Source organism: Mucilaginibacter sp. P1_A3 (genome assembly GCF_056406855.1).
The window spans coordinates 1-22,247 of sequence record NZ_JBFTZJ010000001.1 but is presented as its reverse complement, the minus strand read 5'-3'; the positions used below and the strand labels follow the sequence as shown (position 1 = coordinate 22,247).

Annotated in this window: 17 protein-coding genes and 1 rRNA gene; 12 read left to right on the top strand and 6 right to left on the bottom strand. The window is 40.9% G+C overall.

Annotation, left to right across the window (positions count from 1 at the left end):
• The first annotated feature begins 36 nt into the window (after nt 1-36).
• From AC1D0K_RS00090 to AC1D0K_RS00035, 12 genes are read left to right on the top strand one after another with little or no spacing between them, the layout of a single operon-like run.
• Entirely contained in the window at nt 37-900 is an 864-nt protein-coding gene (locus AC1D0K_RS00090; RefSeq protein ID WP_477398219.1) for a hypothetical protein, read from the top strand.
• Entirely contained in the window at nt 882-1,838 is a 957-nt protein-coding gene (locus tag AC1D0K_RS00085) for a glycosyltransferase family 2 protein (protein WP_477398217.1), read from the top strand. Before AC1D0K_RS00090 ends, AC1D0K_RS00085 begins: the two co-directional genes overlap by 19 nt.
• Nucleotides 1,839-1,863: 25 nt before the next feature.
• Nucleotides 1,864-2,889, top strand: a complete 1,026-nt coding sequence (locus AC1D0K_RS00080; protein WP_477398215.1) for a glycosyltransferase family 4 protein — start codon at nt 1,864-1,866, stop codon at nt 2,887-2,889.
• A complete protein-coding gene (locus AC1D0K_RS00075) occupies nt 2,886-4,118 on the top strand; it encodes a glycosyltransferase family protein (RefSeq protein ID WP_477398213.1) in 1,233 nt (410 codons plus the stop codon). Before AC1D0K_RS00080 ends, AC1D0K_RS00075 begins: the two co-directional genes overlap by 4 nt.
• The gene (locus tag AC1D0K_RS00070; RefSeq protein ID WP_477398211.1) at nt 4,115-5,395 is read left to right on the top strand and encodes a glycosyltransferase; all 1,281 of its coding nucleotides are present in this window, start codon (nt 4,115-4,117) and stop codon (nt 5,393-5,395) included. The genes AC1D0K_RS00075 and AC1D0K_RS00070 overlap by 4 nt, the downstream gene beginning before the upstream one ends.
• Nucleotides 5,382-6,275: an FkbM family methyltransferase gene (locus tag AC1D0K_RS00065; RefSeq protein WP_477398209.1), complete on the top strand. Its 894-nt coding sequence runs from the start codon at nt 5,382-5,384 to the stop codon at nt 6,273-6,275. Before AC1D0K_RS00070 ends, AC1D0K_RS00065 begins: the two co-directional genes overlap by 14 nt.
• 1 nt (nt 6,276) lies before the next feature.
• The gene (locus AC1D0K_RS00060; protein ID WP_477398207.1) at nt 6,277-7,437 is read left to right on the top strand and encodes a glycosyltransferase family 4 protein; all 1,161 of its coding nucleotides are present in this window, start codon (nt 6,277-6,279) and stop codon (nt 7,435-7,437) included.
• On the top strand, nt 7,427-8,839 hold the full coding sequence (locus tag AC1D0K_RS00055) for an exosortase Y-associated Wzy-like protein (protein ID WP_477398205.1): 1,413 nt from the start codon (nt 7,427-7,429) through the stop codon (nt 8,837-8,839). Before AC1D0K_RS00060 ends, AC1D0K_RS00055 begins: the two co-directional genes overlap by 11 nt.
• Nucleotides 8,836-9,975 (top strand): XrtY-associated glycosyltransferase XYAG1, encoded by a 1,140-nt coding sequence (locus AC1D0K_RS00050; protein WP_477443028.1) that lies wholly within the window; start codon nt 8,836-8,838, stop codon nt 9,973-9,975. The genes AC1D0K_RS00055 and AC1D0K_RS00050 overlap by 4 nt, the downstream gene beginning before the upstream one ends.
• A complete protein-coding gene (gene xrtY, locus AC1D0K_RS00045) occupies nt 9,972-11,387 on the top strand; it encodes an exosortase Y (protein WP_477443026.1) in 1,416 nt (471 codons plus the stop codon). The genes AC1D0K_RS00050 and xrtY overlap by 4 nt, the downstream gene beginning before the upstream one ends.
• Nucleotides 11,380-11,934 carry a WcaF family extracellular polysaccharide biosynthesis acetyltransferase gene (locus tag AC1D0K_RS00040; protein WP_477399758.1) on the top strand — a complete coding sequence of 185 codons (555 nt, stop codon included), beginning with the start codon at nt 11,380-11,382 and terminating at the stop codon, nt 11,932-11,934. The genes xrtY and AC1D0K_RS00040 overlap by 8 nt, the downstream gene beginning before the upstream one ends.
• 14 nt (nt 11,935-11,948) lie before the next feature.
• Nucleotides 11,949-13,520, top strand: a complete 1,572-nt coding sequence (locus AC1D0K_RS00035; RefSeq protein WP_477399760.1) for a hypothetical protein — start codon at nt 11,949-11,951, stop codon at nt 13,518-13,520.
• A gap of 183 nt (nt 13,521-13,703) precedes the next feature.
• Here AC1D0K_RS00035 and AC1D0K_RS00030 read toward each other — a convergent pair whose 3' ends face one another.
• The 6 genes from AC1D0K_RS00030 to rrf form a co-directional block, all read right to left on the bottom strand.
• On the bottom strand, nt 13,704-16,832 hold the full coding sequence (locus AC1D0K_RS00030; protein ID WP_477443024.1) for an efflux RND transporter permease subunit: 3,129 nt from the start codon (nt 16,830-16,832) through the stop codon (nt 13,704-13,706).
• Nucleotides 16,833-16,866: 34 nt separating this feature from the next.
• Entirely contained in the window at nt 16,867-17,964 is a 1,098-nt protein-coding gene (locus AC1D0K_RS00025; RefSeq protein ID WP_477399277.1) for an efflux RND transporter periplasmic adaptor subunit, read from the bottom strand.
• Between the two features lie 13 nt (nt 17,965-17,977).
• Nucleotides 17,978-19,273 carry a TolC family protein gene (locus AC1D0K_RS00020; RefSeq protein ID WP_477399279.1) on the bottom strand — a complete coding sequence of 432 codons (1,296 nt, stop codon included), beginning with the start codon at nt 19,271-19,273 and terminating at the stop codon, nt 17,978-17,980.
• Nucleotides 19,274-19,342: 69 nt separating this feature from the next.
• The gene (locus AC1D0K_RS00015) at nt 19,343-20,707 is read right to left on the bottom strand and encodes a sensor histidine kinase (protein WP_477399281.1); all 1,365 of its coding nucleotides are present in this window, start codon (nt 20,705-20,707) and stop codon (nt 19,343-19,345) included.
• Nucleotides 20,704-21,396: a response regulator transcription factor gene (locus AC1D0K_RS00010; protein WP_477399283.1), complete on the bottom strand. Its 693-nt coding sequence runs from the start codon at nt 21,394-21,396 to the stop codon at nt 20,704-20,706. Before AC1D0K_RS00010 ends, AC1D0K_RS00015 begins: the two co-directional genes overlap by 4 nt.
• A gap of 570 nt (nt 21,397-21,966) precedes the next feature.
• Nucleotides 21,967-22,078: ribosomal RNA gene (gene rrf / locus AC1D0K_RS00005) — 5S ribosomal RNA — on the bottom strand.
• Nucleotides 22,079-22,247 lie beyond the last annotated feature (169 nt).

Below are 22,247 nucleotides of genomic sequence, written 5' to 3'. Positions count from 1 at the left end.
GTATTATACCGCCATCCTGTAGCCAAATTTAAAAGAATGTCAAAACTTGGCGGTTACTTTAGCTATAGGCGTATGATGCGTAATAGTAAGCTGATGGAAAAAGCATCACTGGATTTACCCCCGGTAAACTCTTATGCCGATGGTTTGCCCATATACTTTTTAACAGGTATAAACTACCTTTATCAAACCCTGTTCTGCATCCAATCATTAAATAAGCATGCTACAGAAAAATTCAGGTTTGTACTGGTAGATGACGGAAGTTTTAATAAAACAATTGTCGATCAGATAAGTAAGCAGCTTCCGGGGGCCGATGTTATTACCCAGGCATTGATAACACAAAACCTTGAAAAAATATTACCAATAAGTAAATACCCTGTGCTGTGGCATAAACGTACGGAATATCCGCACATAAAAAAGCTTACAGACATCCATACTATGCCAGGCAACGGTTGGAAACTTGTGCTGGATTCAGATATGTTATTTTGGGATAACCCGGTAGCTATGATTAATTGGCTAAAAAATCCGGATAAACCATTGCACATGGTAGATTGTACAGAATCATATGGCTATTCTGCACCATTAATGGAACAACTGGTAAAAGCAAAAATACCAACATTATTAAACGTAGGCGCTATAGGTTTAAACAGTAATACCATAAACTGGCAAAACCTGGAAAGCTGGATCCCTGTTTTAGAAGAAGCGGAAGGGAAATCCTACTATTTAGAACAGGCATTATCGGCTATGTTAATAGCCAATAAGCCATGCACTGTTTTATCCGCAGATGAATATCTTGTTAATCCGGATGTACATGCCACTGTAAACAACAAAGGTACTTTACACCATTATGTTGATCTATCGAAAAAACAGTATTATAACGATGCATGGAAAAAAGTAGTTTGATGGATAATAACCCACTAATTTCGGTATGTATACCAGCTTATAATTGCGGGAGATATATTGGGGATACAATAAGTTGCTTTTGTGCTCAAACCTATAAAAACCTCGAGATAATTGTTATAAATGACGGCTCAAATGATGGCACTGAGGCCGTGGTCAACAACATTAAAGATGAGCGTGTAACATTAATAAATGTTGGCAATGGCGGAGCCGCGAAAGCGCGCAACATAGCCTATAACAAATCCCGCGGAGAATATATTATTTTTTTTGATGCTGATGATTATGTTCAACCCGATTTCATCTCACACCAATTAAACAAGATCAGGGATAAAAAAGATGTTATTGTTTTATCAGCCTGGGGAAGGTTTTATGATGATGATATCAGTACATTTCAATTAGATATACTGCCAGATACCGATATGACTTTTGAGGATTGGATAAAGCTTTATTGGTATAACTGTAACCCAATGACCAATCCGGGCAGGGCTATTATACCTAAAAACATTATAGAAAAAGCCGGGTTATGGAACGAGAGCTTATCATTAAATGACGATCTGGAATTTTTTACCCGCATATTTTTGTCCGCAGAAAAAATAGTTTTTAATAACGCGGCCATTCTTTATTATCGTTCTGGAATAAAGGGATTATCCAGTAAAAAAGGATCGGCAGCCTATACATCCCTTTATAAATCAATACTATGGTCTACAGAAATGGTTGTAAAGCGTTACAATAACGGCCTTATAAAACATAGCTGCGCCAACTTTTGGCAGTGCTTTGTATATGATGTATATCCTGATGAGAAGGAATTAGTTGGATATGCAGAAAAGAAGATCGTTGAATATGGCGGCGCAAATTTCCCTTTTCCATCTGGCGGTTACACCAAATTTTTAACATCGATACTGGGGTGGAAAATAACCAAGCGTATAAAAAAACTCATTTAATGATGATGTCACTATTACTTACCGCATGAAGATAGCTATCATAGTGAATCCATTAATACCTGTGCCTCCAAAACAATACGGAGGAATAGAGCGCATTGTTTTTATGTTAATACAGGAACTGCAGCAGTATGGTCATGATATTACCCTGTTTGCAAATGGAAACTCTGATGCAGGCTGCCAATTAGTGCCTTACCGCGAGAGTGAACATTATGGCCTTCAGGATATGCTGAAAATAAATTTACTCACTTCAAAAATTGCAGGGCAGCACTTTGACCTGGTGCACACTTTTGGCCGCATGAGCAATATAGCATGGCTCATGTTTAGCAAATTGCCTAAAATAGTTTCATACCAGTTACCACCAACAATTTCACAGGTAATAAAAGCATCGAAGATTGCACGTAAACATTCGCTTTATTTTACGGTCTGCAGCAATTATATAGCCCGCCAGATTAATGATCATTGCCATGTTACTACTATATATAACGGGGTTAATATAAACGACTACCAGGTTAAGGGTACAGTTGATGTTGATGCCCCGTTTGTTTTTTTAGGAAGGATACAGAAAGAGAAAGGCACAGCTATTGCTATTAAATTAGCAATTGAAACCAACAGCAAGCTGATAATTGCCGGCAATATACCGGCAGAAAAACTACACCAGGAATATTTTTATACCGAAGTAAAGCCGTACATAGATAATGACCAGATCAGGTACATAGGCCCTATTGATGATCAGCAAAAAAATCAATTGCTCAGAAATGCACAGGCCTTATTAATGCCCGTAACGTGGGACGAGCCTTTTGGAATAGTAATGGCCGAAGCTTTGGCTTGTGGTACACCGGTGATAGGTTACAACAGGGGTGCAATTCCGGAAGTTGTTACCGATGGCATCAATGGCTATGTATGTAATAACGAGCAGGAAATGCTAAGCGGCATCCATAATATAGGTAAAATAAACAGGCTAAATTGCCGGCGGATAGCCGAAGAAAAATTCAGTGCCGACGTTTTGGCCCGGCAGTACGAAAAACTTTATCAGCTGGCAGTAAGTAAATGAAGCGGGTTACCTTTATTACCACGGGCCAACCTACAACTAACCCACGTTTAGTTAAGGAAGTAGAAACATTAATTATGCTTGGCTACCAGGTAAAGGTTATATATTGTTTTTACCAGTCATGGGCTCAAAAATTTGATCATGAAATAATTGATAAAACCCCCGGCGTGTATATTTTTTGCGGAGGAAACCCGTCTTCTTCAAAACTTAGTTATTACAAAACCCGCATCAGGCAAAAAATCAGTAAATACCTTTCCAGTTTCACAAAATTGGGGCACATGTATGAAAATGCTGTCAGCAGGACACACGCAGAAGCGCTTTCTATCGCAAAAAAAATAAAGACTGATGTTTATATAGCACATAACCTTGGCGCTTTGCCGACAGCCGTGTTGGCGGCAAAATATACAAACGCAAAAGTTGGTTACGATGCCGAAGATATGCATTCGGGTTTTGGAGATCCGGAGAGCACAGATAGCCGGTTAAATAAATACATCGAAGAAAAATACTTCGCGCTTACTGATTATTTTACGGCTGCCAGTCCTTCAATAGCACAGGAATACAAAAGGTTATATCCGTATCTTAACCCGATAGTGATAAACAATGTGTTTGTAAAAAACACTATCCCTTTTACATCAGCTAAGCCGCTTAAACCCACAATAAAGTTATTTTGGCTCTCACAAACCATTGGTACCAACCGTGGAATTGAAGATGTAGTAAACGCTATGCATCTTTTAAACAATGGTATGTTGTTGAATAATATCACTTTGGAACTGCACCTGTTAGGTAATTTACCCGATGGAAACTTTAAGGTATTTATTGAAAACCAGGCACCTGTAAAAATTCATATCCATCCGCCCGTTTCATCTGCAGAAATTGAAAGTTTTGCCAGCCGGTTTGATATTGGCTTAGCTACGGAAACGGCTTATTGCTTAAATAATGACATCGCCTTAAGCAATAAGATCTTCACCTACATTCAATCCGGTTTGGCCATAATTGCGAGTGATACCAAAGCCCAAAGTATGTTGCTTGAACAATACCCGGGTGTGGGTAAATTATATAAAAAAAATGATGCCATATCCATGGCAAACTGCATAAAGGAGTATGCCGAAAACCCACAGCTCCTTGATGAAACCCGGCAGCATAATTACACGCTTGGTCAAAATGAGTTGAATTGGGAAACCGAATCTAAAAAATTTATAGCCATAGTGGATAAAACCCTCCAGGAAAATTGAAACGCTTGCTCATCATTTCTCCTTATTTCCCTCCTGTAAATGCGGCTGATATGCAACGGGTACGTATGAGCCTCCCCTATTTTGCCGGTAATGACTGGGATGCAGAAGTAGTAATGGTTGATGAAAAATACGCGGATATGGCTACCGATGAGTTGTTGCTGCAAAGTGTACCGGCGCAAATAAAGACCCATAAGGTACGGGCCTTAAAAAAGCACATTACTTCCAAATTAGGGTTGGGCAGCATTTCCCTGCGTTCCCTTTGGTTCTACAAGCAAAAGGTCAATAAACTTTTAAAAGATCAAAAATATGATCTTATCTATTTTTCCACCACGCAGTTTCCGGTTTGCATCCTGGGCGCCTACTGGAAAAAACGTTTTGGGATACCCTATGTAATAGATATGCAGGATCCGTGGTTTTCTGATTATTATCAGGATAAACCTAAAGCTCAAAGGCCGCCCAAATATTGGTTCTCGTATCGCCTCAACAAATACCTTGAGCCATTAGCCATGAAAAGTGTAGATGGCTTGATCAGTGTATCTGATGATTACATCAGCGACTTGAAAAACAGGTATCCGGCAATAAAAAACATACCTTCTGCAACCATAACATTTGGAGCATTTGATCCTGATATGCAGATAGCCGAAAAAAATGAAAAATTATTTAACAAGCTGCTTGAGAAAGGATCAATCAACGTAGTTTATATCGGCCGTGGTGGCGCTGACATGCATAAAGCAATAACGCCTTTATTTAAAACGCTTAAGACTGGATTACAAAACGGAAATGAGGCTTTAAAATCATTCATGTTTTATTTTATCGGTACAAGTTATGCTCCAAATGGCAAGGGCAATCCAACTGTAATGCCACTTGCCAAACAGTTTGGTGTAGGCGGCCAGGTAGTTGAAATTACCGATCGGATTAGCTATTATCATACATTGGCCACTTTGCAACAGGCTGACGCGCTTTTTATTCCGGGGTCTGACGATCCTAAATACACCGCTTCAAAAATATATCCATATCTCCTAACTCAAAAACCAATATTGGCAATTTTTAACGCGGCAAGTTCAGCTATAAATATCATGAAGGAATATGGCGTGACCGATGCTTTTGATTACGATACCATAAGCGATTCGGATATTAACTTATTCCTGGTAGCATTGCTTAACGGCAATCACCAACAGCCGAGGTATAATGACGCTGTTGTAAATAAATATTCGGCCAGGCAAATGGCCTTTAACCAATGCAAACTTTTTGATAGCGTTATTAGTGGAAAAAATTAAAAGAACGTTTGGCTTTATATTTAATCACCCCTTGGGTAAAAGGCACCCTATTAAGGCGCTCATTAGGTTCGTATGGTGGCAAATTCAATGCAGCCTTCGTCCATCCCAGTTTATTGTAAAACCTTACCTGTCAGGAGTAAAATTTCATGCCCGTAAAGGCTTAACCGGCATCACCGGCAATATTTATACCGGCCTGCATGAGTTTAATGATATGGCCTTTTTACTGCACTTTTTAAGGCCGGTCGATGTTTTTTTTGATATTGGCGCCAATGTGGGTTCTTACACTTTGCTGGCATCCGGAGTATGCCAGGCCAAAACCATCGCCATTGAAGCATCAGCAAATACCGCGGCCATCACCAATAAAAACATCGGCTTAAACAAACTTCAGGATAACGCCACTTTGATTAATGCCGCAGCGGGGGCTGAAGCTGGTGTACTAACATTTTCAAAAAATGAGGATACCACCAATCATATCATCAGCCCGGATGAAACACAAAATACCGACGTTGAAACAGTAAAGGTGATCACGATAGATTCCATTTCTGTAAATGATAACCCCGCGTTGATAAAAATTGACGTAGAAGGTTTTGAAACCGAAGTGTTGAAAGGGATGCACAATACATTGGAGCTGGAATCGCTTAAAGCTATTATCATCGAGCTAAATGGCAGTGGTATCCGTTATGGATTTAATGAGGAAGATATTCATCAGCTACTGATGGCCGATGGATTTAAACCTTACCAGTATGATCCCTTCAACAGAAATTTAAATTTGATGCTCTCCTTCGGTAGTTATAATACAATTTACTGCCGCGATGCTGATTTTATTAATCATCGGTTAAAAACCGCCAAAGGATTTAATATAACGGGAGAAACCATCTGATATGCGCCTGGCCATTATAACTACACATCCTATACAATATTATGCACCGGTTTTTAAACTATTGCATGAAAAGCAACAGGTTGATATTAAAGTATTTTATACCTGGGGAGAAAGCGCACAGGAGAAATTCGATCCCGGTTTTGGGAAAACTATATCCTGGGACATGCCATTAACAGATGGTTATCCATACGAATGGGTTGAAAACACATCAACAGATCCGGGTTCGCATCATTTTAAGGGCATAGTGAACCCCGGATTAATCACCCAGATTAAAACCTGGCAGGCTGATGCCATACTGGTTTATGGCTGGGCATATGATAGCCATTTAAAAGTTATCCGGCATTTTAAAAACAAATTACCAATTTATTTCCGTGGCGATTCAACGCTGCTTGATGCTCAGGAAGGATTTAAAGCGTTATTACGGTCCACTTTTTTAAAATGGGTGTATCATCATATTACTCATGCCTTTTACGTGGGGAGTAATAACAAAGCTTACTTCGAGAAATATGGTTTAAACACCGGGCAACTTAGTTTTGCCCCACACGCCATAGATAATGATCGGTTTGGTGTGCAGAGGACCGATGAAGCCGATAAATTAAGGCAAAGCCTAGGCATTAACGCAGCCGAAACATTGATATTATTTGCAGGTAAGCTGGAAGAAAAAAAATCACCCCAATTATTGCTGGATGCTTTTTTAACTTTGAACATGCCAAACACCCATTTATTATTTGTTGGTAACGGTAATTTAGAAGTTTCATTAAAAACCAATGCGGGCAAAAAAAACAATGTGCACTTTATTGATTTTTATAATCAATCATTAATGCCGGTAGCATACCAGGCCTGTGATTTGTTTTGCCTGCCCTCAAAAGGTCCGGGGGAATCATGGGGGCTTGCGGTAAATGAGGCCATGGCCGCCGGAAAGCCCGTGCTGGTATCTGATAAATGCGGTTGCGCCGCCGATTTGGTGGTACCTGGCATTACCGGCGAAATATTTGAAGCAGGAAACTTAACCGACATCAGTACCAAACTGAACAAACTTATTTTTAATAAAACAACGCTGAAGTTTTTGGGCCAGAATGCTAAAAACAAAATAGGTGCATGGAGTTTTACAAATCAGGCAGATGCCATTTTAAACATACTAAGAAATAGCAATGCAAGGTAAACAAGTTCCATTAGAGCGTTTTTTAATATTGTTCATTCCATGGGCGCTGGCCGCTTTACTGAAAAGCGATTATGAATTATCGTACATAATCGCCTGGCTTGGATCCTTCCTCATATTTTTCTTGACGTTAACCGGTTGGGTTAAACCCCTCCCCAATGACAGGAGCATTGCCGAACAACTCATGCGGCCAATTTTTTTGGTCCAGATAATTTTTGCGGGGTATATGGCCTGCACCTCTATATTCTATTTCCTGGATGTATTGGGGTATCAAAACTTTGAAAAAGTAGGTACTACCCTAATTGACCAGGACCGACTTCAATTTACGGCGCAATGCCAACGGTATTATTGTTTAGGGCACGCCGCTTTTGTTACTGGTATCTTAATCTTTATGGATTATTCGGCTAAATCCAAATACCATATTTCACAAGATAAACTGGCCAACCTGCTGATGATGTTTGCAGTGTTTAGTTTCCCTGCCTCCATACTTTTCATTAAAATTCCCGGTTTATCGCAATTTGCAAATCAATTCAGCTCCTTAAGTTTTATTGCCGGTACTTTGGCGCTTGCCTTTGCCATTCCGCTAAAAAAAATTGGCAATACCCTCATTTGTATTTGCTTTTACTTTTTCAACTTTTACCAGGCACTCATTTCTGGTTTTAAAGAACCCATTATTATTAGTGTTTTGGTGTTGGGAATATTTCTGTACCCTAATTATAAAAAACTGGTGGCTGGTATTTTCATTCCCATCCTATTGCTTCTATTCATGTTTCTGCCTACCTATAACAGAATCTTCAGGCAAAATGCATGGTCTGAAAATGCTTCTACCGATGAAGCGACAGAACTGGCATTAAATGCCGCGTTGAATAGTGTTGACTCCGGCGATGAAGACGATTCCAACTGGGGATTCCTGGTGTACAGGTTAAGTGAGATTGATATGTTTATTAAGTTCACTCAATCAACACCTAAAAATGTTGATTTTTACGGCACCAAACTGATCAAACAATCCGGAATGGCCATTATCCCACGTGCTTTCTGGCCGGACAAACCAAGCACCGAAGACCTGATCATGGAACGCGTTTATGATGCAGGTGTGGTAAACAGAGCATCATCGGTATCGGCAAAGCCTGCCTTTATTGTTGACGCCTACCTTACCGATGGAGCACTTGGCGTTTTTTTATCCATGTTTATTTACGGAGCAGTTGCACAGCTGATATCCACCAAAGCTGAAAATCTTTTTGGCGGATATATTTTAGGAACGGCGCTTGTTTTTAGCGGCCTTTTCCAGATCATGTGGCGTGGCCTTAGTTTTGAATTTCTCGTCAACACCGTATTCTGGAGTTTCATCAGCATGTTTGTGGTACATAAAATACTTACCGTATCTAATATCTTAAAAGAAGGTTGAAAATATTACAGATCTCGGCAGCCTATAAACCAGCCTATATTTATGGTGGGCCAACTATGTCTGTAGCGATGCTTTGCGAGCAACTGGTAAATGCGGGTTGCCAAATTAGTGTATATACCACCACAGCCAACGGCCCGCACGAACTTGATGTAGTCCCAAACCAAACGGTGGTGGTTGATGGTGTTGAGGTTACCTATTTTAAACGCATTACTAAAGACCACAGTCACTTATCCCCTGCTTTATTAAATGCCGTTTGGAAAAATGCCAAAGCTTATGATGTGGTGCACGTTCATGCGTGGTGGAATTTGGTTTCTGTCCTTTCCTGCCTTGTCGCTGTTATGCGTGGGGTGCCTGTTTTAGTTTCGGCCCGGGGTACCTTAAGCCCTTATTCGTTTCAAAATAAAAACCAGGGTATTAAAGCAATCATCCATAATTTATTGGGTAAACCGATATTAAAGCATTGCCACATCCACGCAACATCTCAAAGAGAAAGCGATGCGGTAAACTGTATCATCAAACCAAAAAGCAACACTACAATACCCAATTTTGTAAAACTTCCTGTATATCGTCCGCAGGTACCAAATATAATTACCTCTCCAATTAAGTTAATTTTCTTCTCCAGGATTGAAGAAAAAAAAGGATTGGATATCCTGCTTAATGCGCTCGCGATGGTAAATATTCCTTTTCACCTTACCATTGCAGGCGATGGCAATAAATTGTATATAGCTGGTTTAAAGTCATTAGCTGTAACTAATGGCATTGCCGATAAAATCACCTGGGCCGGTTTCATCAACGATGATAAATTTAAGGTGTTACAACAGCATGATCTGTTCATATTACCATCACATGATGAAAACTTTGGCAACGCCGTTATTGAAAGCTTGAGTGTGGGCACGGCTGTACTGATAAGCGAGGAAGTTGGATTGGCTGATTATGTAAGTAAAAACCATTTGGGTTGGCTCTGTAAAACAAGCGCGGCATCTGTGGCAGAAGCCATTAATCAGATAGCCGGCAGGCAAACCGATTTTACTACTATCAGGGCGCAGGCCCCGGATATTATTTACAGTGATTTTGGCGCCGATAGCTTAGTTGAAAAATACATAGGTTTGTACAATAAAATAAGCAAACAGCATTGATCCCCGTATATTCATTTATCATCCTCACCTATAACGAAGAGCAGCACCTGCCCCGTTTACTGGCATCTATCAAAGAGTTGAATGCACCAGTCTTTATTTTGGATTCGGGCAGTGATGATAATACGATCAACATAGCTCAAAAGGCAAACGCAGTAATTTTGCAAAACCATTTCGTGAATCATCCGCAACAATGGGATTTCGCCCTTAAAAACTTCGACATCAAAACTCCCTGGATCATTTGTTTGGATGCCGACCAGGTGGTTACGCCGGAATTGAAGGAAAAACTGATCAATTTTAAAGAAGAGGAGCACCGGGATATTGATGGCATCTATTTTAACCGCAAAAACTTTTTTAAAGGTCGATGGATAAAACATGGTGGCTACTATCCTTTTTATCTGCTTAAAATGATCAGGTACGGGGTTGGCTACTCAGACCTGAACGAAAATATGGATCATCGTTTTATAGTACCCGGCAAAACCGAAGTATGGAAAGATGGCCATATCCTGGAAGAAAATCTCAAGGAAAACAATATCAGTTTCTGGATAGCCAAACATAACCGGTATAGCGATCTGTTGGCCCATGAGGAGGTTGAACGCATGCAAAAAATGCGAACGCAAACTCTTAAGCCATCGCTGTTTGGCTCGCCAGATGAGCGTACTGCCTGGCTAAAACAACTGTGGTGGCAACTGCCGCGATATGTAAGGCCAATGCTTTATTTTATTTACCGTATGATATTTCAATTGGGCATCCTGGAGGGGCGTATTGGTGTAATATTCCACTTTTTACAAGGCTTTTGGTTCAGGTTGATTGTTGATGTTAAAATTGATGAAATCCTCAAAAGTCAACAAAAACCGGCGCGGGTAAATCAAACCAATATCTCTCCCTTTAAATTTGTATTTACATTCCTCTTCTTATTCCTGCTGTTTTATTACTTCAATATTTTGTTTTTTGGTATTACCAGCCCCGGCAACCACTACTATCCATTTTTAGCTGAGCATTTAAATTATATAAATGGTTTGCGAATGTTCCTGTTACAAAGCAGCGCCGTGGTACTTAGCTGGTTTGGCTTTTCATCCGTACACAATAACACAGAATTATTGGTGGCGGGCAAAGGCGCCATTGTGTTAGTGTATTCGTGTTTAGGACTGGGCTTAATCAGTTTCTTTTCGGCGTTTGTAATAGCTTATCCCAAAAGGCTGAAACAAAAAATGATCTTTTTAATAGCCGGAATTATAGGAATCGAGCTTTTAAATATTATCCGTTTTGTAGTTTTAGCTTTATTTTGGGACAAAAAAGCAAACCGGATAATTGATCATCATACCATTTTCAATATCATTTTGTACATTATCATTATGATAAGCTTATATTATTGGGTAAAGCAAAACGACAAAGCAATCAATAAACATGCTTAAAACCAACCTGGCCACCTATAATAATCATCCATTCCATCCCGGCGGCAATGCTATAAAAAGACTTTTATGGTTTTATACAAACGCTGTACTTTTCAAAACAAGCATTATTCCATCCAGCGCCTTTAAAGTATTTTTACTGAGGATGTTTGGCGCCAGGATTGGAAAAAACGTAACGATTAAGCCATGTGTAAATATCAAATATCCCTGGTTTTTGCAAATTGGTGATGAAAGCTGGATAGGCGAAAATGTATGGATAGATAGCCTGGTTATGATTAGCATCGGTGCTAACGTATGCCTTTCGCAGGGTGCGGTGCTGCTTACCGGAAGCCATAACTATAAAAAAACATCATTCAATCTCATAACCAAAGAGGTGATTTTAGAAGATGGCGTTTGGATAGGTGCAGGAGCCATTGTAAATCTTGGTATTACCGCAGCAAGTCATTCGGTGCTTACCAGCGGTTCTGTAGCAACAAAAAACCTACAGGCTTACAGCGTTTACCAGGGCAACCCGGCTATAAAGATCCGCGATCGCGAGATTGAACTATAAATATATCTAACACTATGATATTACAAAAATCACAACCCCATAAAATTATCCTGTTGGCTTTAGGCATCATGGTATTAATTATGGGTACGATGATATTTATTGCGCCTACCGCCCTCTTCCCTGATCCCAGCTGGGGTTTCCAGGTGATGCAAAAAATGCAGGCTGGTGGCGCGTTCAATATAGCCACCAAACCCAGTCCGGCAGATATCAGCAAAGATTACGGGGAATTTTTATCATGGTGGTCGCCCGGGCAGTATTTAGTTCCTTACTTTTTTAAATCCGTTTTTGGCATCAATACGGGGCAGGCATCGGCAATTACAGTTACTTTATTTAGCCTTCTTGGATTAGGCGGATTGTATGTTTTTTTTAAAAAAGCAGGATTTACGCCAACGTTGGCAGCAGTTAGTGTATTGGTAATAGCAATTCAACAAGGATTCTTTATCCCTTATGTTTTTTATAACGGTGGCGAAGTCTTGCTTTTCGGCTTTATTGGATGGTTTCTGTATGGTTGTGTAAGCTTTGATAAAGCAGATTGGAAGTTTACTGTATTCCTGCTGCTTTCCGGTTGGATAGGCTTTTTCTGCAAATCATCCTTTTTGTGGATGTATGCTGCCGGGTGCCTGTATATCTGGATCAAATTATCCCAAAAGCAATTAAATTTAATGGATTGGGTTAAAAACGGCATCTGGATTGCCATTCCATCAGCGTTATCGTTGGCCGCTATATACGTTTTTTACTTATCTAAGGGCGCAAACCCTGCATCAGATTCATCAGGGTTACTATTCAGTTGGGAAACCTTTAGCTTTCCGCTGGCTTCCCCAATTTTAGCAGGTTTTTCGTTAGATGATATATTAAACGGGGTATTATTTCACAATAATGAATGGTCGCTTAGCCCTCAGTGGTTATTGATTATTTTATTATTAGCGGCTGCATTAAGCGTCGTGATTATCGTAAGTATCAACCGTTCAGTTCCTAATAAGAACTACACCCTATTGCTCAGTATTTTTTACGTGTTATCGGTACTATTTTTTGGCTATAGTTTTTTACGGCAGGCAAATATTTCATACGAAGCAAGGCATTTCAGGATCATTGGTTTACTGGTAACTCCCGGAGTAGTTTACCTGGTGAGCCGATGGAAACCGCCTTTTAAAATAGCTTTCGGACTGGTATGCTTGTTTATAGCCTTTTTAAGTATCCGGTATTTTGTACCCAGCTATCATCAAAATAAAACAGTAAACGCCCACGGGGCATCTGGTGTAGCACTACCGTTCATTGATCAGCCGTCGCTGAATTATATTATGGATTTAGACCGGAAAACAAAAAATGCGCTCTTCGTATTTATTAGCCCCGATATCAGTCTTGAAATTAACCATAACCGTTATGTTATTTTAGATCCTATCGACGCTGATGTCAAAATTAATTTCGATAGCTATGTACATTATGGCCATGCCGGCCCCATCTTTATCATGCTCCCGGCAAGCTATATGGGCCCAAAATCAAACATTATACGTAAGTGTTTCCCCGGCTACACCGGTTTCCATATGGATATGCTGAGCAATAATTACGTCCTGTATTCGGCCAAATAAAAGCCCAATGCAGGAAAAATAAGCGCGTAATAATTGCTCAGCAATTATTTGTCCTGATCTAAATCCTCCCGATTTCCCATCAATTACTGCCAGCCGCCGAAGAAAACATATACCGGCGAACTCTCCTCTTCAATTAATGGCTTTCCGCCTCCATTAATCACCTAACATAGTTTTCAGTTCCTGTTAAATCCTTCCGGTGTCGCCGTTCTCTACCCTTTTAAGGTAAGTCCAGTAAAACACGATGGGGAACACAAACAGGTTGAATATGGTATTGGTAATTAGTCCGCCAATAACTACTATGGCCAGTGGTTTTGATGCTTCGGATCCTATACCTGCCGATAATGCAGCCGGTAGTAAACCGATAGCCGCCATCATAGCAGTCATAATAACCGGGCGCATCCTATCGGCAACTCCACTTTTCAAAGCATCGGCAAAGTTGGTAAACTGGTGATGACGCAGATCTTTGATGTTTGATTTGAATTTCGAGATCAGGATAACCCCATTTTGAACACAAATACCAAATAAAGCGATAAAACCGATACCTGCGGATATGTTAAAATTAACGCCGGTGATCAACAAGGCAAGTATCCCACCCATAATGGCGAACGGCACATTATTCAATACCAGCAATGAGTCTCTGAAATTACCGAACAAGATAAACAGGATAAAAAAGATGATAAGCAAACTCACGGGTACAGCCTGTGATAATCTTTGGGTTGCCCTTTGCTGGTTCTCAAAATCACCTGCCCATTCTAAGCGGTAATCCTTAGGCAGTTTAATTTGCGCGTTTACTTTAGCTTGCGCCTCGGCAATGGTGCTGCCCATATCGCGGCCCCTTATAGAGAACTTGATAGCACCATAACGGCTGTTTTTATCGCGATAGATCATACTGATACCCGTAATTTTCCCGATATCGGCTATCTCCCGTAAGGGTACGCGGCCCCCGTTAAGTGTTGGTACGCGCAAATCACCAATGGCAGAGGCATTGTTCCTGAAGTCCTCCGGGTAACGGATCCTCAGATCAAATTTTCTTTCGCCCTCATAGATCTGTGTTGCTGCACGACCGCCAATGGCGGTTTCTATCACTGCATTAGCATCGGCGGCGGTAACACCATACTGGGCCATTTTATCCTGGTTAAGGTTAATCTGTAATTCAGGCTGCCCCATGTTACGTAAAATACCCAAATCCTCAATACCACGTACTCCCTTTAATATTTTGTATATCTGTTCTTCTTTACCCTCAATATATGGGTAGTTATCGCCAAACATTTTAACCACTATAGATCCCTTTACTCCCGAAACTGCTTCTTCAACGTTATCAGATATCGGCTGCGAAAAGTTCAAATCTACTCCGGGATAAAACTTCAGTTTGTCCTGCATCCGCGCTATCAATTCTTCCTTCGTTTCTTTTCGTTTCCATTCGCCCTGCGGATAAATATCAACGTGAAACTCTATGTTATAAAAGCCAGTGGCATCCGTACCATCATTGGGCCTGCCCGTTTGCGATATCACTTGTTTAACCTCATCAAAGCTCAGGAATATCTTGCGCATCTCATTTGATAGCTTAACAGATTCTTCAAGTGATGTACTCAAAGGCCCTGTAGCTCTTACATATATAGATCCCTCATTAAGCTCTGGTAAAAACTCGGTTCCCAATAAAGTAAAGCAACCCAGGCTAATCACTAAAGCAATAAGCGCTATCGGGAAAACTATTTTGCGGCGTTTAAAACACAGGTTATAAAAACTAAGCGCATGCTTTGTAATAAACTCCACAAAAACGTTATGGCGTTCGCGCACGTTTTTCTTTAACAGGATGCTGCACAGTGCAGGTACCAGGGTAAAGGTTAATAACAAAGCGCCTAAAAGGGCAAAGCTCAATGTCCAGGCCAGGGGCGAAAACATTTTCCCTTCTACTTTTTGGAAACTGAATATAGGTAACAGCCCGGTTATGATAATAGCCTTTGCAAAAAATATGCCTTTACCATTTACCAAACATGCCTGGCGTATCAATCCTAGCTTGCTTAGCTTGTTGAAATTTTCCATTCCAACTTCCTTTGCCTTATGATCAAGCAACACAAATATCCCCTCTACCATCACCACGGCCCCATCTATGATGATCCCGAAATCAATGGCCCCCATGGATAACAAATTGGCAGACATCCCCTTTAGTTTAAGGCACATGAAAGCAAACAACAACGCGAGCGGAATAACAATGGCAACTATTACCGTGGTGCGCCAGTCGGCCATGAAAAGCAGTACAATAACCGTTACAAATACAATCCCCTCGGCCATATTGTGCAATACGGTATGGGTGGCGAAATCAACCAGCGTTTCGCGGTCATAAAAAGTGTTGATCTTTACATCCTCGGGCAATATATTGCCGTTCAGCTCCTTTATCTTATCCTTCAGGCCTGCAATCACAACGCTGGGGTTTTCTCCTTTACGCATAACAACAATACCTTCTACAACATCCGGGTCTACATCCCTTCCTACCTGTCCTAAGCGGGGCAAGGCTGATTCCGTTACTTCGGCTATGGTTTTTACATAGATGGGCGTACCCTTTATGTTATTAACCACAATATTTTTTATCTCGCTGATATTGTTCAGCAAGCCAATGCCTCTAACTACATAGGCCTGCCCACTTTGCTGTATCACGTCACCGCCAACATTCACATTGCTTTTTGATACCGCATCAAACAATTGCAGCGGCGTTATATCATATTGCACCGCCTTTTGCGGGTTAATTGTTATCTGGTATGTTTTCACCTCGCCGCCAAAGCTATTTACATCGGCCACGCCGGGTACTGCCCTTATCTCGCGACTTACTACCCAATCCTGTATGGTCTTTAATTCGCGTACAGAGCGTTTATTGCTGGTAAGTGTGTACCTGTAAATTTCACCTGTTGGGCCATAAGGCGGCTCAATCTCCGGCGTGATGCCATCGGGTAAATTGGCCTCGTCAATATGATTATTGATCTGCAAACGGGCAAATGCGTAATCTACATCATCATCAAAGGTGATTTTTACTACCGATAAACCAAACAGCGATGACGAGCGTACACTTGTCTTTTTCTCTGCCGGGTTCATGGCCAGTTCTATTGGCCGGGTTACAAATTTCTCAACCTCCTCGGCACTACGGCCGGGCCACTGGGTTATAATGGTTACCGATGTATTGGTTACATCCGGAAAAGCATCTATAGCGATGGTTTTGAAGCTGATATAACCTGCAACAGCCATCAGCAGCGTAACAAAAAATATAAAAACCTTGTTTTTAAGTGCAAAAGACAGCACTCCTTTTATGAACTTGTTCATCTAAGTTGCTTTAATAAAATGATAGGGATCCGTATTAATCTTTTAAAGACTCATACAGGTAAACTTGCCGCGATGCTACTATACGTTGCCCCGGTTTCAATCCTTTGCTGATGTAGGCTACATCCTCTACACGTTTGGCTATTTCAATAGGTTGTATATGTACCTTTGCTGGCCCATCCACCACAACTACGTAGTTTTTATCATTATCAAACACAATAGCGTTGGTGTTGATGGCCGGTAAATTCATGCCTGATTTTGCCCGGATCTTGACATTGGTAAACATGCCGGGCTTCAACATATTATCGGGATTCCTGATCATTACCCTGGCACGCATTACCTTGTTATCGGGATCAAGCACATCAAACAGTTTATCAATTTTACCGGTAAATACTTTATCGGGATAGGCAAGCGTAGATATCTGTACTTCATCGCCAACCTTCACACTGGCAATATCAGACTCATACATATTGATGAGCACATACACAGATGACAAATCTGCAATAGTAAACAGGTTCTGATTATTATCAGCTCTTACCATCATATTTTCCGTAACATTTTTTTCGATGATGTAACCACCCAGCGGGGCCTGTATTTCATACCCCTTACCGTTACTTTTGTTGATAGACATTATGGAGTTTGCCCGGCTATTCTCGGCAGTTGCTTTTTGGTAATCAGATTTGGCCTGTTCCAGGTCCTTTTCAGATGCCAGGCCACTTTTGTACAAATCCTGTGTGGTTTCCAGTTGCCGGCGGGTGTTACGCAAATCGGCCCCGGCCGCGATCATATCACGGCTAAAGCCTGCTATTTCGGCGCTGCGCATCGTAGTAAGCACCTGGCCTTTTTTAACCACATCACCCAATTGTACATGCACTGCCTGTGCAATACCGCTTACCATCGGGAAAATTTTAACCATTTTAGTTTCGTCTGGCGCGATACTGCCGGTAAGCGTAATTTCCGATAACGCGTTTTCGGCCTTTACTGTATCAATCACCAAACTGTGTAATAAACTATCGGTTACCTGGAAATGGGCATCCTTTGCCGTTTCGGCATCGTCATGATGGGAGCAGGCTGATATGGATAATATAACGGCTGGAATGACACCAAAAGCAATTATTTTATAGGGGCGATACATGATATCTAAGTAATTATTGATTAAAAAATGGAGTACCTGTAGCAAAATTTAACTGCTCGAGCGAGCTGATGCGGTTAAGCTGCAGGTTATTTAACTGTAGGGTGTTGGTTTTGTAAGAATCATAAAAATCAAGAAACTCCAGCAGGCTGATGTTGTGCTTCTGGTAATTTTTAAATACTTCCTGTATCAGGTGGTTAAAATCCTGCTTAAACTTCGGGTCGAAGCTATTGTACAGATTTTCAAGACGTAAGGCTCCTTTATAGTCATTGGCAAGTTCACTTTCCAGTTGATCTTGCTGACTTTGTAATTGCACTTTGCTGGCATCAACTGCTATACGGGCTTGTTTTATACCACCCTGGTTGCGGTTAAAAAATGGCAGAGAAAAAGCGATCCCAGCACTGGAATAATCGCGGATGTAACTGCCCTGCTTATCATAAGCTAATGAAAAGGTAACATCTGGTACAGCCGTTGCCTTTTGAAGTTTTAGGTTGATGTTATTGTAATCAACAACAGACCGCGCTACTTTCAGATCATACCGGTTGGCATAGGCCGAATCAATCAAATGCTGGTAGGGTACTTCTGCCACTACTGATTTCCCTTCAAGGTTAATATCAACCTGTGGAACAATATAAGCCGAAGGTTTGGCCCTGATCATCAGTTTTAACTCGCTTTGCGTATCGTCAATGCTATCCATCAGGTCGTTCAGCTCCGATTGCAATGAGTAAAGCTGCGACTGAATCCTGAGTACTTCTTTTTGGGCGATATTCCCCTTACTATATTGTTCCTGGAAAACTTTAAGCGTTTTGGCCAGTGAATTTATCTCCTCCTGGTATACCCGTGCAGACTGTTCCTGGAAATAGATCTTGTAGAAATCATTTCTGAGGGTAAACTTAAGCGTGCGGAGCAGATCAAATAATTGATATTGTGCCTGTTGCGCACTTATCTGTGCCAGCTGAATACTTTTATTGCGTTTGCCTGCAGTTTGGATAAGTTGCGATAACTGTGCAGAGTATTCGCCCCCATCATGACTTGTATCAAAAAACCTTTTGGTTTTAGGGTTATATAAAACGTTGGCAAAGCTAAAGTCGGGATTATTGAACAAACGGGCAGTTATTATTTGCGCCTGGGCCTGGTCAATACTATAATGCTGAATAATGAGATCAAGGTTATTCTTTAAAAACTGCGATTCCGTCTCTTTCAATGTCACACTTAATGTATCGCTGTTGGGGGTTTGTCCGAAAACAGTACCCCCCACAGCCATACACCATAGTTGAATTGAAAAAAGAACGATAACAAATTTGTGGTGCATAGTATATTTGTTTGGGACAAAGCTATACCACCCAAATTAGAGGCACATTAAAGCGAGATTAGAAAGAGATTAGAATATAGGCACAAAGCTGATGGTAAAAGTTGTGCCTTGGTTAATAACAGAATTCATGGTAATAGTGCCATTAAATAATTGTATAATTTTATAGGCAACATAAAGCCCCACCCCGTTTCCATCAAATACCCGCCCGTTTGCACTACGATAAAATGGCGTAAATATTTTTTCCCGGTCATCAACCGGGATACCAATACCTTTATCCACTATGGTAATTACTACAGACCGCTCATCTGCATATAAACGGCAGATTACAGGCTTGTTGCCCGAAAATTTAAAGGCATTGCCAATAATATTATTGAGGGCAATTTTCAATAGCGTTTTGTTGGCGTTAATGAACAGTGCCTGCTGTTCCTCTGGTAGATGATCAATTTGTACCTGAAGCTGCGGATGCCCCGGCGACATTGCCCAATGATGCTGTATTTCCCAGATCTGTTCATCTATCTGCACCGGCTCAAGCATTGCGCGTGTATATTCCATATCGGTTTGGGCCAATTCCATAAGGCTGCCAATGGTTTCTCCCAACCGTTCTGCCTCAAATAATACCGAATTTAATAGCTGTTCATATTCTGCACTGCTGCGTTGTTTATGCAGCGCAACCTCAATTTCACCTATAATACTGGTTACAGGCGTACGTAACTCGTGCGAAGCATTGGCCACGAAAGTTTGTTGTAGCTCAAATGAATTTTGCAAATGGCTTAATAAACGATTAAAATTAATAGCCAACGCGCTTATTTCATCTTTACCCTTTCCCTCATCTACCCTTAAATGTAAGCTACTGGCATTCATCAATTTCATTTGCCTGATAACACCATCTATAGGCAATAATGACCGTTCAGCAAACCAGCGACCTATAAAAAACAAAAAACAATTCACCACAATTAATATGATGATCATGATCCTGATGATACCGGATAAACGAATTTTGGCCTGCTGGTCATAAGCTGATGCCAGGATAACAAAATTACCCTGGTTATCAGGGTAATAAATACCTATGGTTTGCCTTTCACCCTCCCTAAAACTGATAGTTTTTTTGTTGCGCACCTGTTCAATGGTATTAATGCTCCAGTATTGCTCCCTATCTTTAATAAACGAGGCGATATTGTGGGCGTTATAAACACGTATCACTTCATCGGGCAGTTTTTCCAACATTCGCTCCCTGACGTGGTTTAGCGAGTCTGAGGATATTTCGTCGGCTTCGAGGTATAATTGGGCGGCTACTTTTGCCCTGTCTTTTAAATGTCCATAAAAATCTGTTCTGAAGAAATCAGCAAAAGCCAGGTACATGATCCCCATTATAACCAGCAACAAAGCCGAGCTAAGCAAAGTAAAATTAAGGGCCAACCGGTTCTTTATTTTCATACTGCCTTGTTTTCCTTTAAAATATAACCCATGCCTATTACGGTGTGAATCAGCTTGGCCTGCGAGCCCTTTTCAATTTTTTTTCGGAGATAGTTCACGTACACATCAATAAAATTGGTACCTGTATCAAACTGAATGTCCCACACCTTCTCGGCAATATAATCCCGTGATAAGGTTTTGTTTGGGTTACGCATAAATAATTCAAGCAGGTGATACTCTTTGGTTGTAAGCACAATTTCGGTGTTGGCACGCTCGGCAGTTTTGGTGAATATGTTCAACTTCAGATCGCTAAATGTCAATAAGCCCTCCTCCTTTTGATTTTCGGGCTTAAATCGTCTTAATAATGCGCCAATGCGGGCCAGTAGTTCGCTAAAATGAAAAGGTTTCACCAGGTAATCATCCGCCCCGGCCTGCAAGCCGTTTACTTTATCATCTACGCGATCAAGTGCGGTAAGCATTAATATCGGCACTTGGCTGTTGCCCCTCCTAATCTGCCGGCAAAGGTCAACACCGTTGATATCGGGCAGCATCAGATCGAGGATAATGAGGTCAAATGATTGCGCACTTATCAGATCAATGGCAGATAAGCCATCCCCAGCATGGGTTACCAGGAAATCATGTTCCTGTAATCCTTTTGAAATAAAGGCCGCCACTTTTTCCTCATCCTCCACGAGGCATATATGATTCATAATTTTTCAGGGAATTGAATGAGTTACAAATAAAAGAAATATTAAGCTACTTGCGCATAATTTTAAAAAAGGTGCCAACCTTTGAATCATGTTATAAAAGAGGCACAAACCCGCGAAGATTAAATCAACTGTAATTAAAGGCCTTACCTTCTGAAATAAAGATGCAAAAAAGCAACTTGTAAAAACCTTCACTTTTCCGCGCATTATTCAATAGGAATATTCCATAAACTCCCCCGTTTTTGGCACCTTATTGCGCAACTATTGATATTTAAAACCCTGTTCCATTTGCTGACTTTCCCGGGTGTTCGGGTCAGCGGGATGCAGGTGTTCGGGCTGGGGTTTAGTGAAAAGTTAAGTTATTGGTTTACAGCAGGGTTTATTTTTGGGTGGAAATATGGCGAACAGATAAAGTACTGGACTTCAACTTGTTGATTTTTAGAAAGTACAGGTTAATGTGGGTGCTTCGCGAAAAGCGAACACCTGTTTGGGATGGGGAAGATATTGTAAACGCAAAAACCCCTCATCAGATAGATGAAGGGTTTCACGATTCAGCCTTTTGGGGCTTTTAAGATTGGGCACCGACCTACTCTCCCACGTTTTACCGCAGTACCATCGGCTCTGGCGGGCTTGACTTCTCTGTTCGGAATGGGAAGAGGTAGACACCGCCGATATAGGCACCTGAATTTCTTTTGAGCTAAAAGCTCAAGGCTAAAAGCATAAAGCTTTTTTGCCAATTCATTATTTGTTTGCTGCTCCGCTTTCGGCTTTACGCCTTTAGCTCTCAGCTAAACAATGACATATTATTGAAAGAAGTTCTTGATCAAAGAAAACAACAGTATTAGTTTTTGTTC